The sequence below is a fragment of the Halioxenophilus sp. WMMB6 genome (assembly GCF_033283405.1).
Classification (GTDB): Bacteria; Pseudomonadota; Gammaproteobacteria; order Pseudomonadales; family Cellvibrionaceae; genus Halioxenophilus.
This window is the reverse complement of the sequence record NZ_JAWMQR010000005.1, coordinates 37,464-52,884: the sequence shown is the minus strand read 5'-3', so window position 1 is coordinate 52,884 and position 15,421 is coordinate 37,464. Positions and strand designations below refer to the sequence as shown.

At 58.1% G+C, this 15,421-nt stretch carries 13 protein-coding genes; 4 read left to right on the top strand and 9 right to left on the bottom strand.

Annotation, left to right across the window (positions count from 1 at the left end; translation table 11 throughout):
• Window positions 1-200: 200 nt before the first annotated feature.
• From pnp to rimP, 7 genes are all read right to left on the bottom strand, one after another.
• A complete protein-coding gene (gene pnp / locus SBL51_RS13470; protein ID WP_317931501.1) occupies window positions 201-2,339 on the bottom strand; it encodes a polyribonucleotide nucleotidyltransferase in 2,139 nt (712 codons plus the stop codon).
• A 239-nt stretch (window positions 2,340-2,578) separates the two neighbouring features.
• A complete protein-coding gene (gene rpsO / locus SBL51_RS13465; protein ID WP_317931499.1) occupies window positions 2,579-2,848 on the bottom strand; it encodes a 30S ribosomal protein S15 in 270 nt (89 codons plus the stop codon).
• Between the two features lie 212 nt (window positions 2,849-3,060).
• The gene (truB, locus tag SBL51_RS13460; RefSeq protein ID WP_317931498.1) at window positions 3,061-3,996 is read right to left on the bottom strand and encodes a tRNA pseudouridine(55) synthase TruB; all 936 of its coding nucleotides are present in this window, start codon (window positions 3,994-3,996) and stop codon (window positions 3,061-3,063) included.
• 18 nt (window positions 3,997-4,014) lie between these two features.
• Window positions 4,015-4,407 carry a 30S ribosome-binding factor RbfA gene (gene rbfA / locus SBL51_RS13455; protein WP_317931497.1) on the bottom strand — a complete coding sequence of 131 codons (393 nt, stop codon included), beginning with the start codon at window positions 4,405-4,407 and terminating at the stop codon, window positions 4,015-4,017.
• A 31-nt stretch (window positions 4,408-4,438) separates the two neighbouring features.
• Window positions 4,439-7,129: a translation initiation factor IF-2 gene (gene infB / locus SBL51_RS13450; protein WP_317931495.1), complete on the bottom strand. Its 2,691-nt coding sequence runs from the start codon at window positions 7,127-7,129 to the stop codon at window positions 4,439-4,441.
• 17 nt (window positions 7,130-7,146) lie between these two features.
• Window positions 7,147-8,649, bottom strand: a complete 1,503-nt coding sequence (nusA, locus tag SBL51_RS13445; RefSeq protein WP_317931494.1) for a transcription termination factor NusA — start codon at window positions 8,647-8,649, stop codon at window positions 7,147-7,149.
• Between the two features lie 21 nt (window positions 8,650-8,670).
• Window positions 8,671-9,126 (bottom strand): ribosome maturation factor RimP, encoded by a 456-nt coding sequence (gene rimP, locus SBL51_RS13440; protein WP_317931493.1) that lies wholly within the window; start codon window positions 9,124-9,126, stop codon window positions 8,671-8,673.
• Window positions 9,127-9,593: 467 nt separating this feature from the next.
• Between rimP and SBL51_RS13435 the strand changes: the two genes are divergently transcribed.
• The 3 genes from SBL51_RS13435 (at window position 9,594) to SBL51_RS13425 (ending at window position 12,358) form a co-directional block, all read left to right on the top strand.
• A complete protein-coding gene (locus tag SBL51_RS13435) occupies window positions 9,594-10,361 on the top strand; it encodes an SDR family NAD(P)-dependent oxidoreductase (protein WP_317931491.1) in 768 nt (255 codons plus the stop codon).
• A gap of 127 nt (window positions 10,362-10,488) precedes the next feature.
• Window positions 10,489-11,883 (top strand): DNA-3-methyladenine glycosylase 2 family protein, encoded by a 1,395-nt coding sequence (locus SBL51_RS13430; RefSeq protein ID WP_317931490.1) that lies wholly within the window; start codon window positions 10,489-10,491, stop codon window positions 11,881-11,883.
• Window positions 11,870-12,358, top strand: a complete 489-nt coding sequence (locus SBL51_RS13425) for a methylated-DNA--[protein]-cysteine S-methyltransferase (protein ID WP_317931489.1) — start codon at window positions 11,870-11,872, stop codon at window positions 12,356-12,358. The genes SBL51_RS13430 and SBL51_RS13425 overlap by 14 nt, the downstream gene beginning before the upstream one ends.
• Before the next feature lie 10 nt (window positions 12,359-12,368).
• Here the strand turns inward: SBL51_RS13425 and fghA are convergent, their stop codons facing one another.
• Complete coding sequence (gene fghA / locus SBL51_RS13420; protein WP_317931488.1) at window positions 12,369-13,211, bottom strand: S-formylglutathione hydrolase; 843 nt, start codon at window positions 13,209-13,211, stop codon at window positions 12,369-12,371.
• A gap of 18 nt (window positions 13,212-13,229) precedes the next feature.
• A complete protein-coding gene (locus tag SBL51_RS13415; RefSeq protein WP_317931487.1) occupies window positions 13,230-14,339 on the bottom strand; it encodes an S-(hydroxymethyl)glutathione dehydrogenase/class III alcohol dehydrogenase in 1,110 nt (369 codons plus the stop codon).
• Between the two features lie 142 nt (window positions 14,340-14,481).
• On the opposite strand from SBL51_RS13415, the gene SBL51_RS13410 reads away from it, so the two are divergent.
• The gene (locus SBL51_RS13410) at window positions 14,482-15,384 is read left to right on the top strand and encodes a LysR family transcriptional regulator (protein WP_317931486.1); all 903 of its coding nucleotides are present in this window, start codon (window positions 14,482-14,484) and stop codon (window positions 15,382-15,384) included.
• Window positions 15,385-15,421: the final 37 nt, after the last annotated feature.

The following is a 15,421-nucleotide window of genomic DNA, read 5'->3' as shown; positions in this document are numbered from 1 at the left end:
GAACCGTTGCCCAATAGCCAACCCACTGCGCGCTAAAACAACAGAGGCTGCCGCAGGCAGCTATTGAAGCCTTAGCCACCGGCCAGAAAATCCCGGCCAACAGAGGCAAAGCGAGGCCCGACTATCGCCCAGACCACTCTCTTCAGGTAAAAAAAAACCGCTGTTTAACAGCGGCTTTTTCGACAAGGAGACAATACAGCTTACGCCTCTGGCTCCACATTACCGTTGGCTGCCGGTGCTTCTGCGGCCTCCTCGGGTTTGTCCAGCAGCTCTTTGATGGAGAGCTTGATACGACCACGGTTGTCGACATCCATGCACTTGACCTTAACCTTCTGGCCTTCCTTCAGGTAGTCAGAGACATTGTTGACGCGCTCGTGGGCGATCTGGGAGATGTGCACCAGGCCATCTTTGCCAGGCAGGAAGTTAACAAACGCACCAAAGTCCACAATGCGCACCACGGTACCTTCGTAAACTTCACCAATTTCAGCCTCGGCAGTGATCGCCTGAATGCGATCCAGAGCCAGCTGCAGAGATTCACCCTGGCCGTAAACCTTAACAGTGCCATCGTCTTCGATATCGATGGAGGCACCGGTCTCTTCGGTGATAGAACGGATGGTGGCACCGCCCTTACCGATGATGTCGCGGATCTTGTCTGGCTCGACCTTGATGGTCTCCAGGCGAGGAGCGCTATCGGCGACCGAGCCGCGGGATTCGGCAATCACCTTGTTCATTTCAGCCAGAATGTGCAGACGCGCATCCAAGGCCTGTTTCAAAGCGATCTCCATGATCTCTTCGGTAATGCCTTCGATTTTGATATCCATCTGCAACGCAGTAACACCATCAGCGGTACCGGCCACTTTAAAGTCCATATCACCCAGGTGATCTTCGTCGCCGAGGATGTCGGTCAGAACCGCAAAGCCGTTCTCTTCCTTCACCAGGCCCATGGCGATACCCGCCACTGGCGCTTTCAAGGGCACACCGGCATCCATCAACGCCAGGCTGGAGCCACAGACAGAAGCCATGGAGCTGGAGCCGTTGGATTCGGTAATTTCACTGACCACACGCATGGTGTAGGGGAACGCCTCTTCGGTTGGCAGCACTGCCGCCACACCGCGACGGGCCAAACGGCCATGGCCGATTTCGCGGCGACCGGTGGCCCCCATACGACCACACTCACCTACAGAGTAGGGAGGGAAGTTGTAGTGCAGCATGAAGTTATCGCGGCGCTCACCTTCCAGTGCGTCGATGATCTGCGCATCGCGGGAAGAGCCCAGAGTGGCCACAACCAGTGCCTGAGTCTCACCACGGGTGAAGAGTGCGGAGCCATGTACGCTGGGCAGAACGCCCACTTCCACGGCAATGGGGCGTACGGTTTTGTTGTCGCGGCCATCGATACGGGGCTCGCCGGCAACCACGGAAGAACGTACAATGTTTTTCTCCAGCTTGCCAAACTCGCCTTTCACGTCGTCGGCGCTGAATTCGCCACCTTCCGGAGCCAGCTTGGCCACTGCATCGGCGCGCAGCTCACCCAGCTTGGTGTAACGGGCCTGCTTGTCGGTAATGCGGTAGGCTTCAGCAATGGCGCCCGCCATGGCTTCTGACACAGCACTTTTCAGCGCGGAGTTCACAGCCGGAGCCTGCCAATCCCACTTCGCTTTGCCGGCATCGCGCGCCAGCTCTTCAATCGCGGCGATAACCACCTGCATCTCTTGGTGGGCGTAGAGTACCGCACCCAGCATGATGTCTTCCGGCAGTTCGTTGGCTTCCGATTCAACCATCAGTACGGCGTCTTTGGTACCGGCTACCACCATGTCCAGCTCAGCGCTGCGCACTACGGCGTAGGTGGGGTTTAACAGGTAACCATCGGCCTCGGTGTAACCCACACGGGCGGCACCAATGGGGCCATTGAAAGGGATACCGGAGATCGCCAGGGCGGCGGAGGTACCGATCATGGCGGCGATGTCTGGATCAACATTTTTGTTGGCCGACAGCACAGTACAGACCACCTGAACTTCGTTCAGGAAACCGTCCGGGAAGAGTGGACGAATAGGACGGTCGATCAGACGCGAGGTCAGAGTCTCTTTCTCGCTGGGGCGGCCTTCACGCTTGAAGAAGCCACCCGGAATTTTACCGGCAGCGTAAGCCTTCTCCTGATAATGAACAGAGAGTGGGAAAAAACCCTGTCCAGGGGAAGCCTCTTTAGCGCCGACAACAGTACACAAAACTGAAGTATCGCCAACGCTGGCGACTACGGCTCCGGTAGCCTGGCGAGCTACACGGCCAGTCTCCAGAGTTACGGTGTCATTACCGTATTGAAATGTTTTTATCACAGGATTCACGACTGTATCCTTAAGTAATCTCGATTTATGCAGATGTTCTTGCAGCTGTTAACGCCCACGCATAGGGAGCCCAATCGCCAAAACGCACCGCCTACCAACCACTTATCGTTGGCCTCATTACAACAGGGCGTGTTTACTCGCGATTGAGTACCGGCTATGCAGTGCACGCACGGTTATACAGAACATCCAAGACCTGAAAAAAAGCAATGTGCCCGCTACTGCGGGCACATTGATGGGGTTTAACGACGTAAGCCCAACTTTTGGATCAAAGCGGCGTAACGACTAACATCTTTCGATTTGAGGTAGTCGAGCAGCTTACGACGTTGGTTTACCATGCGGATCAAACCGCGACGGGAGTGGTGATCTTGCTTGTGGCTGGCGAAGTGGCCTTGCAGCTTGTTGATATTGGCAGTCAACAGAGCGACTTGGACTTCGGGAGAGCCGGTATCGCCATCTCCACGGGCGTGTTCTTTAACGATTTCCGCTTTTTCTACAGCACTCAGTGCCATGGTTGTTCCTCTTTTACATTTAGGAAATATGCCCAAAGTACCTGTTACATCATGAGTAACAACATCTGTTACAAAAACAGGTACCCCACTTAGGCCTGCCCGCGCATATTTACAGACAGGTCCGAGAGGTGGGTTGCCCCACCCCGGATGCACCCCCCGAAGGCTGTGCATGTTCTTTCACCGCCAGTAGTTCAACCGCAGCTGACTATAGTTCAACCGCAGCTGACAACTCGCCTGGGCGCCACACGACCGGACGCTTCAACTTCGCCGATGCCTAAAAAGTCACCAGCCTCAGAAAAGACGCGCACCTTATCACCTTCTTTGGCAAATCGATACACTTTTTGCTCGAGCACCGCCTGGCCCTGACGAAAATAGAAACAGCTCGATTCCGGCAGTTCGACTTGCGGCAGGCTATCAACGGGCGCATCCACCGGTTGCAGGCAACCGTCGAGCACCTCGGGGCCAGCCTCAGCCAACTCGGCTAACTGTTCCAGAGTGACTACCTGCGCCAGCGTAAACGGTCCGGCCTGGCTGCGCCGCAGCTTAACCACGGTGGCACCAACCCCCAGCTTGTACCCCAAATCGAGGGCAAGGCTGCGAACATAGGTGCCTTTTGAGCAGTGAATCACCACGTCCAGTTCGGCCTGAGGGCCGGGCCGAAATTCGGTCACCCGATAGTCATAGAGCGTCACTTGGCGTGGCGCCCGCTCAATCTGCTGACCAGAGCGGGCCAGCTTATAGAGCGGCTGGCCCTGGTGCTTAAGCGCTGAAAACATCGGCGGCACCTGTTCAATGGCACCGCGAAATTGAGCCACCGCGGCCTCTACCTGCTGCCCGGTAATAGCACTGGCATCGGCCTCAGCCACTACGTCGGCGTCGAGATCACCGCTGGCGGTCTCTAACCCCAGCCGAAAAGTGGCCAGGTAGCCCTTGTCGGCGTCGAGCAGATATTGGGAAAACTTGGTGGCCTCACCAAAACAGAGAGGCAGCACACCCGTTGCCAAAGGATCCAAGGCCCCGGTGTGTCCGGCCTTGGCGGCATTAAACAGACGTTTGGCCTGCTGCAAAGCCTGGTTGGAAGACAACCCCAAAGGTTTATCCAACACCAATACGCCGTGCACCGGGCGCCGGTTGCTCTTTTTCGCCATCGCTCGACTCCGAACTCGTTACTCGTCGGAACTCTCATCACTGTGGTGAGCGCGATCGCTCGCCACCGCTTTGTCGATCAGGTTGGATAGCGCCTGGCCTCGGGTACTGGTCTCATCAAAAATAAACTGCAGGCGCGGGGTAACGCGAATATCGAGCTGCTTGGCAGCCAGACTACGCAGAAAACCGGCAGCATTATTAAGGGCGTGAAGCGCCTCCTGCCGCTGTTGGTCGGTATCGCGATCAACAAAGGTGACATAGACCTTGGCGTAGGAGAGATCTCTCGACACCACCACCTCATTGATATTGACCATTCCCACGCGCGGGTCGCGCACTTCAAACTGCAGCGCATGGGCCAGCAGACGCTGCAGAGCGTCTGCCAGTCGGTCGGTACGGCTAAACTCTTTCGCCATGCGCTACTTTTGGCCTCCCAATAGGGTTTGATTACAGCTCACGAGCCACTTCTTTAACGTCGTATACCTCAATCTGGTCGCCGACTTTAACGTCATAGTCTTTTACGCCGATACCGCACTCCATGCCGTTGCGCACTTCGTTGACGTCATCTTTAAAGCGGCGCAGTGATTCCAGTGCACCCTCGAAGATAACCACGTTGTCGCGCAGTACGCGGATGGGTTTAGAGCGGTAGACGGTACCTTCCACCACCATACAGCCAGCCACCTGGCCAAATTTGGGGGATCGGAACACTTCGCGGACATCAGCGATACCGACAATTTCTTCCACACGCTCAGGCGCCAGCATACCGGCCAGAGCCGATCTCACTTCATCCAACAGTTGGTAAATGATGCTGTAGTAACGAATCTCCACTGTCTCCTCTTCCGCCAGGGAGCGAGTCGCGGCTGAAGCACGAACGTTGAAGCCCAGCACCACCGCACCGGAGGTTACCGCCAGGTTGATATCGTTTTCGGTAATACCACCGATACCGGAGGAGACAACGTTCACCTCCACCTCTTCGTTACCGATCTCCATTAAGGCTGAAGTAATCGCCTCCAACGAGCCACGTACGTCGGCTTTCAGAATAACCGGCAGAACTTTCTTCTCGTTGCCGCCCATGTTGGCGAACATATTTTCCAGCTTGGCCGCCTGCTGCCGCTGCAACTTCTCGGCGCGCTCGCGATCTGCCCGGGCAGCAGCCACTTCGCGCGCTTTGCGCTCATCAGCAACCACCAGGAAGTCTTCACCGGATTCCGGTGGCGCATCCAAACCTAAGATCTCAACCGGCGAGGAGGGGCCGGCCTCTTTCACGTCCTTACCAAATTCGTCGGTCATCGCCCGTACACGGCCAAAGCTCTGGCCGGCCAGAATAATATCGCCGCGCTTCAGCTCGCCGTTTTGTACCAGGACGGTGGCAACCACACCGCGGCCTTTGTCCATGCGTGACTCGATTACCACACCACGGGCCGGGATGCCGGTCTGGGCGTTCAGCTCGAGCAGTTCAGCCTGCAGACTGACCGCGTCCAGCAGGTCATCGATACCTTCACCGGTGTGGGCGGAAACGTTAATGAATTGAGTATCACCGCCCCACTCTTCCGGAATCACTTCCAGCACCGACAGCTCGTTGCGTACACGGTCCGGGTCGGCCTGCTCTTTGTCGATCTTGTTAACCGCGACCACCAGCGGTACGCCGGCGGCACGGGCGTGTTCCACCGCCTCACGGGTTTGTGGCATGACACCATCGTCGGCGGCAACCACCAGAATAACAACGTCGGTACACTGGGCACCACGTGCGCGCATGGCGGTGAACGCGGCGTGCCCAGGGGTATCCAGGAAGGTGATCTCACCGTGGCCGGTTTTAACCCGGTAGGCACCAATATGTTGGGTAATACCACCGGCTTCACCGGAGGCGACCTTACTTTTACGAATGTAATCGAGCAGTGAGGTTTTACCGTGGTCAACGTGACCCATAACGGTAACCACCGGCGCCCGTGCGACTTTTTCGCCCTCGGCCTCGGTGGCGGCTTCCACCAATTTGTCTTCCATGTGAGTGTCACTCACATACTTGGGCTTGTGGCCCATCTCTTCGATCAGAAGCTCTGCGGTGTCACGATCCAAGGCTTGATTAAGAGTGGCCATGGTGCCCATTTTCATGAGCTGCTTGATCACTTCAGTGGCTTTTACCGACATTTTTTGGGCGAGGTCGGAAACAACTATGGAATCGCCGATTTCTACTTCATGCACAATTTTGCTCGTTGGCTTTTTAAAGCCATGCTTGTTTTTAGAGCGGATGGTGGAGCGATTACGACGACGACCTTGGCCATCATCGTCTTCGTCGTCCGAGAGTTCCAACAGAGATTTCAAATTGGCTTTCTTCGGACCCGCGCTCTTCGGTTTCGACGGTGCTTTACCCGCTTTTTTCACATGGCGGGCATGCTTCTCGTCATCGTCGATCTCATCTTCCTGAACTTCAGTTTCGTGATGGCGACGCTTGTGAACCTTGCCGTCGGCCGATTTCTTATCGCCATCGTCGCCTTCCGCTTTCTGTTGGTTCTCTTCCAGCGCGCGCTTCTTCTCTTCCAGTTCGGCGGCTTCACGGACTTCCGCCTCTTTGCGCAACTTGGTTGCCGCCAGACGACGCTCTTCAAAGTCGTCCACCGAGAAGGATTTATCGGCGCTCTTCTCAGGCTCGGCCGCTGCCGCAGGTTCTACCTCGGCTGGCTCTTCCGAGCTTACCGCCTCGACTGGCTCGGCGGTGGATTCCACCTCTTTAGCCACCGCCTGCTCTTCCGGTTCAGGTGTCACCACCTCCAGCGCTTCCGGCTCGGGTGCGCTGTCCAGCTCCAGCTCTTTCGCGTCGACCTCAGCGCCCACCTCAGCACCGCTGTCCACCTCACTGCGTTTAACGTAGGTGCGCTTCTTGCGCACCTCGACATTAACGGTTTTGCGGTTGCCTGTTTTTAACGTCGTGGTGGTTTTGCGCTTGAGAGTAATCTTGCGCGGCGCTTCCGCCGCTTCACCATGACTACTTTTCAAGTGCGACAACAGTTGTTGTTTTTCGTCGTCGGATACCAGAGCGTCAGCACTACTGTGGCTAAGGCCAGCGTCTTTCATCTGGCTTAGCAGTCGATCCACCGAAGCGCCGACTGATTTGGCGAGTTCACTTACTGTTACTTCAGCCATTATCACTCCAAAGTCTATTAATTATCGGCGCTGTCGCTGTCCGCGAACCAAGGTTCACGAGCTTTCATAATCAGTGCGCCGGCGCGGTCTTCGTCCATACCGTCGATATCGAGCAACTCATCAATCGCCAACTCCGCCAGATCATCCATTGTGATCACGCCGCGGCTGGCCAATTGATAAGCCAATTGTTTGTCCATGCCTTCCATGGTCAGCAGATCTTCCGCCGGTTCGGCGTTGTCGAGCTGCTCTTCCGAGGCCAGGGCCTGAGTCAGCAGAGCATCCTTGGCGCGGGCGCGCAGCTCTTCGGCGATGTCTTCATCGAAGCCTTCAATAGAGACCAACTCATCCAATGGCACATAGGCGATCTCTTCCAGGGTGGTGAAGCCCTCTTCAACCAAGACCTCGGCGATATCCTCGTCCACATCCAGAGCGGCCATGAAGGTTTCCATGTAGCTGCCGGTTTCAGCCTGTTGCTTCTCTTGCCAATCCTCCTGGCTCATGACGTTGATCTCCCAACCGGTGAGCTCGGAAGCCAGACGCACATTTTGACCACCGCGACCGATGGCCATCGCCAGGTTATCCTCCTGCACCGCCACATCCATGGAGTGGGTATCTTCATCGACCACAATCGATTCGATTTCGGCCGGCGCCATGGCGTTGATCACAAACTGTGCCGGGTTGTCGTCCCACAACACGATATCCACCCGCTCGTTGCCGAGCTCATTGGAGACCGCCTGCACGCGCGAACCGCGCATACCAACACAAGCACCGACCGGGTCGATACGACCATCGTTGGTGGTCACGGCAATCTTGGCGCGAGAACCCGGGTCGCGTGCGGCACTGCGCAGTTCGATCACCTCTTCGGCGATCTCCGGCACCTCAATACGGAACAGCTCGATCAGCATCTGCGGGCAGGAGCGGCTGAGCAACAGCTGCGGGCCACGGTTTTCGGTACGAATCTCCAACAGGATGGCACGCACGCGGTCGCCCACCCGAAAGATCTCCCGGCCGACCAGCTGATCGCGCGGCATAAGGCCCTCGGCGTTGTTGCCCAAATCGACAATAATGTTGTCGCGGGTCACCTTCTTGACAGAACCACTGACCAGTTCGCCCACGCGGTCGCGATACTCATCGACCACCTGCGCGCGCTCGGCTTCACGGACTTTCTGAACAATCACCTGCTTGGCGGTCTGGGCGGCAATACGACCAAACCCAATGTTCTCCACCTGCTCGCGGTAGACATCGCCCGCCTTCAGCGCTGGATCTTTTTCGTGCGCCTCTTCCAGGGTGAACTGGGTACCCAACTCGGCCAGGGTGTCATCGTCGACCACCTCCCAAGTACGGTAGGTTTCGTAATCACCAGTTCTGCGATCGATGGTCACCTCGATGGTGGAATCTTCGTCGTAACGTTTTTTGGTGGCAGTTGCCAAGGCAACCTCAATCGCCTCGAAGATCAAGCCTCTATCCACACCCTTTTCGTTGGATACAGCTTCCGCTACCAAAAGAATCTCTTTAGTCATGTAGGCCTCGTTACTCCACCCCTAGAATTGGGGGACAATATTGGCTTTTTCTATTGAATTGATCGGCAGCAGATACTCATCGGCATCGACCACCACCACAACATCTTCGTTTTCTACAGCCCGTAACAGGCCTTTAAAATTGCGTCTACCATCAAACGGCGCACGCAGACGAATACTCACCTGGTGGCCAACAAATTGGCGAAACTGGGCCAGGGTAAACAGGCTCCGATCCGCCCCCGGCGAAGAGACCTCCAGGGTGTATTCACCGGTAATCGGATCTTCAACATCCAGCACACTGCTCAGCTGCCGGCTAACGCGCTCACAATCATCGATGGTGACGCCGGTGGCCGTCTCAATAAACACGCGCAACACCCCGCCACGCCCTTGGGCCTGGTACTCAATCCCCCACAGCTCACAACCGAGGGCTTCCACCGAAGGTTGTAGCAGGGCTGTTAACTGATCGATGCGTGCGGACATGGTGTTGTCGGTTACTTCCTAAAACAGATTCGCTAAAAACAAAAAATGGGCCTGGAGCCCATCGCGCAAAACCACCCTGACGGGCCAGCTGCAGATACGAAAAAGCCCCTAATCAGGGGCTTTTACAACTCATTATTGCCTCTTTGACCACAGGGCCATCGCTGGCACTAACCGGGCCTTAACTCACGTTACACCTGTGAGCTAAGCTTCGCTGACGCAAAAGCCTAGACATTTGACCGTGTTTTAGATTGCGACATATATCCAATGCCTTGCACGATTGAGCCATTTCCCGATGCGTTACTTTCCGAGCCAAGCACCTAGCCACCACCAGTGGCCATTCGAAGCTTGTTCAACTCGTAGGGAGCCCGCACTTTTAAAGGCGCGGATTATATAGGTCGGAGCAGAGTTTTTCAATGCGTGTTACCCTGCCCTTAAAACAGGCACTGAGCAGAAAGAAGGAGTGAGTAATGACGCAGACTGTTTGCATAACAGGGGCGACCTCGGGCTTCGGCCGGGCGGCCGCCTACAAATTTGCCAGCGAGGGTTGGCACCTGCTGCTAACCGGTCGCCGCAGTGATCGCTTAGAGGCTCTGCAAGCCGAGTTGGCCAAGCAGACCGAAGTTGCCACCCTGACCCTGGATGTGCGCGACACCGCCGCCTGTCAGGCGCAATTGGCCACCCTGCCGGCCAACCTGGCGCCATTGAAAACCCTGATCAACAACGCCGGTCTGGCACTCGGCACCACGCCTGCGCCGCAGTCCAGCCTGGACGATTGGCACACCATGATCGACACCAACATCAAGGGCCTGGTCACCGTTACTAAAACCCTGTTACCCCAGCTGATGGCCTTCGGCCGGGGTGCCAGTATTCTCAACTTGGGCTCGGTGGCCGGCAGCTACCCCTACCCGGGCGGCAACGTCTACTGCGGCACCAAGGCCTTCGTAGAGCAGTTCAGCAAGGCCATCCGCTGCGACCTGCTCGGCAGCGGTGTGCGGGTGAGCAACCTCGCCCCGGGTATGTCGGAGAGTGAATTTACCCTGGTGCGTACCGGCGGCAATCAGCAGGCCTACAATGACCTCTATCGCGGTGTGGAGGCGATTCAGCCCGAGGATATCGCCGACACCCTCTACTGGCTAGCCACCCTGCCGCCCCATCTCAACGTCAATCAACTGGAGTTGATGCCCGTGCAGCAGGCCTGGAGCCCCTTCGCGGTGCAGCGTAACAGCAGCGACTGACCTTCCCAAGGCCGGCGCGGGGCGCCGGCCTTGGTGATAAACCACCTTTTTATACCGCGCAACTCTTTCTAATTGCGTGTCCGAAAATGGCGAGCGGCACACGCCAGCCAGCGCTACAATGCGCCCCATGAACAGCTTTCCCGAACACTACCTCAAAGCGTTTTACGCTCGTGACCCGCGTTACGATGGCCTTTTTTTCACCGGCGTGATCAGCACGGGTATCTACTGCCGGCCGGTGTGCCGGGCGCGCAAACCCAAGCGGGAAAATTGCCGGTTTTTTACCTCCCCAGCCGAGGCCGAACAGTCCGGCTTTCGCCCCTGTCTGATCTGCCGGCCGGAGTTGGCCCCCGGCGCCAGCACTCAGCCGGCAGCCGTGCCCGGCGCCCTCAGCACTCCCGCCGTCAGCGAACGCCATCACCGCCGTCTGGTAAAACAGTGCACCGGTGTCACCCCCAGGCAGTGGCAGCGCACCCAGCAGTTGTTGCTCGCCAAACAGCTACTGACCGACACCCGGCTGGCCATCACCGACGTCGCCTTCGCCAGCGGCTTTAGCAGCCTGCGCCGCTTCAACCAGCTCTTTAAGGAGCGCTACCAGCTAACGCCCAGCGCCCTGCGCCGTGACTCCGGCGAGCAAGGGCAGGCCTGCAGCGACTGGATTCAACTCAGCCTCGGCTATCGCCCACCCTATCGCTGGCCGGAGATGCTCGGATTTCTAAAGGCCCGGGCCGTAGCCGGCGTGGAGTGGATCGACGACCACAGCTACCACCGCACCCTGCGCGCCGGCAAGCAGGTGGGTGAAATTCGCGTGCAGCAACACCCTAGCGCCGATCGACTGTTGGTCGCGGTCAGTGCCAACCTGCTCGCCCATTTGAGCGACATCCTGTCGCTTTCGCGGGCCGTGTTCGACACCGACGCCCAACCCGATGCCATCACCGAAGATCTGGTCACGGGCGCTCTGCCCGGCGACTTCGCCAACACCGGCCACGGCCTGCGCCTGCCCGGCAGCTACTCGGGCTTTGAGCTGGCGGTACGGGCGATACTCGGCCAGCAGATCACCGTGAAAGCGGCCTCCACCCTCTCGCAACGCTTTAGTGATCGCTTTTGTGCCCCCTACCAGGGGATACACCCCCAGCTCACCCGCCAGCCGTTGGCCGCCAGCACCATAGCCCACAGCAGCGTGGATGAGATCGCCAGCCTCGGCATTATTGCCCGCCGCGCCCAGGCCATTATCGACCTGGCCCGACTGGTCGACGCCGGCACCCTGCAGCTCACCCCCGGCAGTCATGCCGAGCAGGTTATTCAGCTGCTGCAATCGATTAAAGGGATTGGCCCCTGGACCGCGCACTATGTCGCCATGCGTGCTCTGGCCTGGCCGGATGCCTTTCCCAAGGAGGATGTGGTGCTGCAGAAAGCGTTGGGTGGGGTGAGTGCCCGGCAGGCGGAAGCGATGTCACTCTCATGGCGGCCGTGGCGCAGCTACGCCTGCCTGCACTTATGGAATAGCCTCAATGCCAAACAATAACTATTTTCGCCGCTGTAGAAGCCCACTGGGCGAGCTGTTGATCACAGGCAACAATGTCACTATCAATGGCCTCTATCTGCCCGGTCATCGCCACTACGCCGGCATCGCCGCAGGCCTACCCGAAACCGACCAGCGGTTTGCCGAAGTCGTCCGTCAATTGGATGAATATTTCGCGGGCAAGCGTCAGCAGTTTGAGCTTGCGGTTGAACAACCCGGTACCGAGTTCCAGCAGGCGGTGTGGAGAGAGCTGGCGGCCATACCCTATGGCGGCCGGCTCAGCTACGGAGAGTTGAGCCGCCGCCTGCAGCGACCCAAGGCGTATCGGGCGGTGGGCAGCGCCAACGGCGCCAACCAGGTGGCCATTGTTATCCCCTGCCACCGGGTGCTGGCCAGCAATGGAGCGCTGTCCGGCTACGCCGGCGGGCCAGAGGCAAAAGCCTGGCTACTGGCCCACGAGGCGAAGTTCAGCCGCTAGCGGGTTGCCCTTACAGCAAATTCTTGGCGTGGAATTTAATGTGCTCACCGATAAAGGTGGCAATAAAGAAGTAGCTGTGGTCGTAGCCCGCCTGCAGACGAATGGTCATGGGGTAGTCGGCCGCGGCGGCGGCATCAACCAAGCGTTGGGTGAGTAGCTGTTCAGCGAGAAACTGATCGGCATCCCCCTGATCCACCAGCACCGGTAGCCGCTCCTGAGCTTTACCCACCAATTGCGAGGCATCGTACTCCGCCCACCGCTGGCGATCGCCGCCCAGGTAATGGCTGAACGCCTTCTCCCCCCAACCACACAGACTCGGTGCGCAAATAGGCGCAAAGGCTGACACCGAGCGATAGACGCCGGGGTTTTTCAGGGCGATGGTCAAAGCACCATGGCCACCCATGGAGTGGCCCGAGATACTGCACCGGTTCATATCCACCGGTAGCTCGGCGGTGACCAGTGCCGGCAGCTCGCTGCAGAGGTAGTCGTACATGCGGTAGTGGTCAGCCCAGGGCGCCTCGGTGGCGTTCAGGTAAAAGCCCGCCCCCAGGCCAAAATCGTAGGCGCCGTTGGGGTCGTCGGGCACCCCCTCTCCCCGCGGGCTGGTGTCCGGCGCCAAAATCGCCAGGCCGTGGTCAGCGGCGTACTGCTGGGCACCGGCCTTGGTGACAAAATTCTGGTCGTCGCAGGTGAGCCCGGACAACCAGATCAACACCGGTGGCGACTGCACCCCAGCCGGCAAAAAGAGGGAGAAGGTCATCTCACAGCCGAGCACCTCGGAGCGGTGTTTAAAGCGCAGCTGCTCACCGCCAAAACAGCGATGGGAATCGATCAGCTCAATATTGGTGTACATGGTTACTGCCCCCAACCATTAATCGTACAAAACCACAGACCGGATACTTTCACCGGCGTGCATCAGATCGAACGCCTTGTTGATATCGGTGAGCGGCATGGTGTGGGTGATCAGATCGTCGATGTTGATCTTGCCCTCCATATACCAGTCGACAATCTTAGGCACATCGGTCCGGCCACGGGCGCCACCAAAGGCGCTGCCACGCCAGCTGCGGCCGGTCACCAGTTGGAACGGACGGGTGCTGATCTCCTGGCCGGCACCGGCGACACCAATAATACAGCTCTGCCCCCAGCCCTTGTGGGCACACTCCAGCGCCTGGCGCATCACATTAACATTGCCAATACACTCGAAGCTGTAGTCAACGCCGCCGCCGGTCATCTGAATAATATGGTCGACCACGTTATCGACCTCTTTCGGGTTAACGAAATCGGTCATACCAAACTGCTTGGCCAGGGCCACCTTGGAGGGGTTCAGGTCAACACCGATAATGCGGGTAGCGCCTACCATCTTCGCCCCTTGAATCACGTTCAAACCAATACCTCCCAGGCCAAATACCGCCACCGTGGAGCCGGGCTCAACCTTCATGGTAAAGGCCACCGCGCCAATGCCGGTGGTGACGCCACAGCCGATGTAGCAGATCTTGTCGAAAGGGGCATCCGGGCGCACCTTGGCCAGGGCAATCTCCGGCAGGACGGTGTAGTTGGAGAAGGTAGAGCAGCCCATGTAGTGCAGAATCGGCTTGCCCTCGAAGGAGAAGCGGCTGCTGCCATCGGGCATTACACCCTGGCCCTGGGTGGTGCGAATGGCCTGACAGAGGTTGGTTTTGGGGTGCAGGCAGTAGTCACACTCGCGGCACTCCGGGGTGTAGAGCGGAATGACGTGGTCGCCGGGTTTAACGCTTTTCACACCGGGACCAACCTCAACCACCACCCCGGCCCCTTCGTGGCCGAGAATGGCCGGAAAAGCGCCTTCAGGGTCATCGCCGGAGAGGGTGAAGGCATCGGTGTGGCAGACGCCGGTGGCTTTAATCTCAACCAGCACTTCACCGGCCTTCGGGCCGGCCAGGTCCACCTCGACCACCTGTAATGGTTTACCGGCCTCAAACGCCACCGCAGCTTTTGTTTTCATGGGAATCCTCCGCCCTAACGGCCGCCTAGCAGCCCAGGTTAATAGTGATCATAAACAGGTTGGCAAGCGTAATAGTTTCCCTGGTGCGGTTAAATAGCCTAAAATTCACAACTCTGTTGCCATATAGAAACAATCACCACCCATGAATCATCTGGAAGCCATCGCCACCTTTGTTGAAGTCGTCAATTGCGGCAGCTTCTCACAGGCGGCGGAGCGGTTGAGCGTCTCCAAATCCCACGTCAGCCGACAGATCAGCCAGCTGGAGAACCACCTGGATGCGCTGTTGCTCAATCGCACCACACGCAAGGTCTCGCTTACCGACGTCGGCCAGAGCTTCTACCCCACCTGCCGGGAGATGCTCACCTCCCTGCGTGAGGCAGAGCAGGCTATCATCGAACAGCAGCACACCGTGCGGGGGCTGTTAACCGTGAGTGTGGCCGGCCAGTTCGGTGAAGATTACGTGGTGCCGGCCACCCTAAAATTCATGGCCAAATACCCTCAGGTGACCGTTAACCTGGACTTCAGCAACCGGCTGGTGGACTTGGTGGCCGAGGGCTACGACCTGGCGATACGGGCCGGACGGCTGAAGGACTCGTCACTCATCGCCCGCCGCATCGCCTCCCGCAAGCTCTATATCTGCGCCAGCCCCGCTTACCTGGAACAACACGGCCAACCAGAAGATCTAACCCAGCTGCGGCCACACAACTGCCTGGTGGGCACACTCAACACCTGGCGCTTTTTGGATCGCGGGCAGCATCTGGATCTGCGCGTGGAGGGCAACTGGCGCAGCAACAACGGCCGCGCCCTGGTGCTGGCCGCACTGAGTGGCCTGGGGCTGGTACAACTGCCCTCTTTCTATCTGGAAAAACATATTCAGGCCGGAGAGTTGGTAAAGGTACTAGAGCCTTACTACCCCACCGATACCGGCACCTGGGCGGTCTACCCCAGCAACCGGCACATGTCGCACAAGGTGCGGCTGTTTATCAACTTTTTAGCCGAAGAGTTTACTCAGCTGGCCCTGCCTAACCCGGCCAGCGGCAACTGACACACCCCTTGCCACCCGGCAAAAACCTAAAACTTTA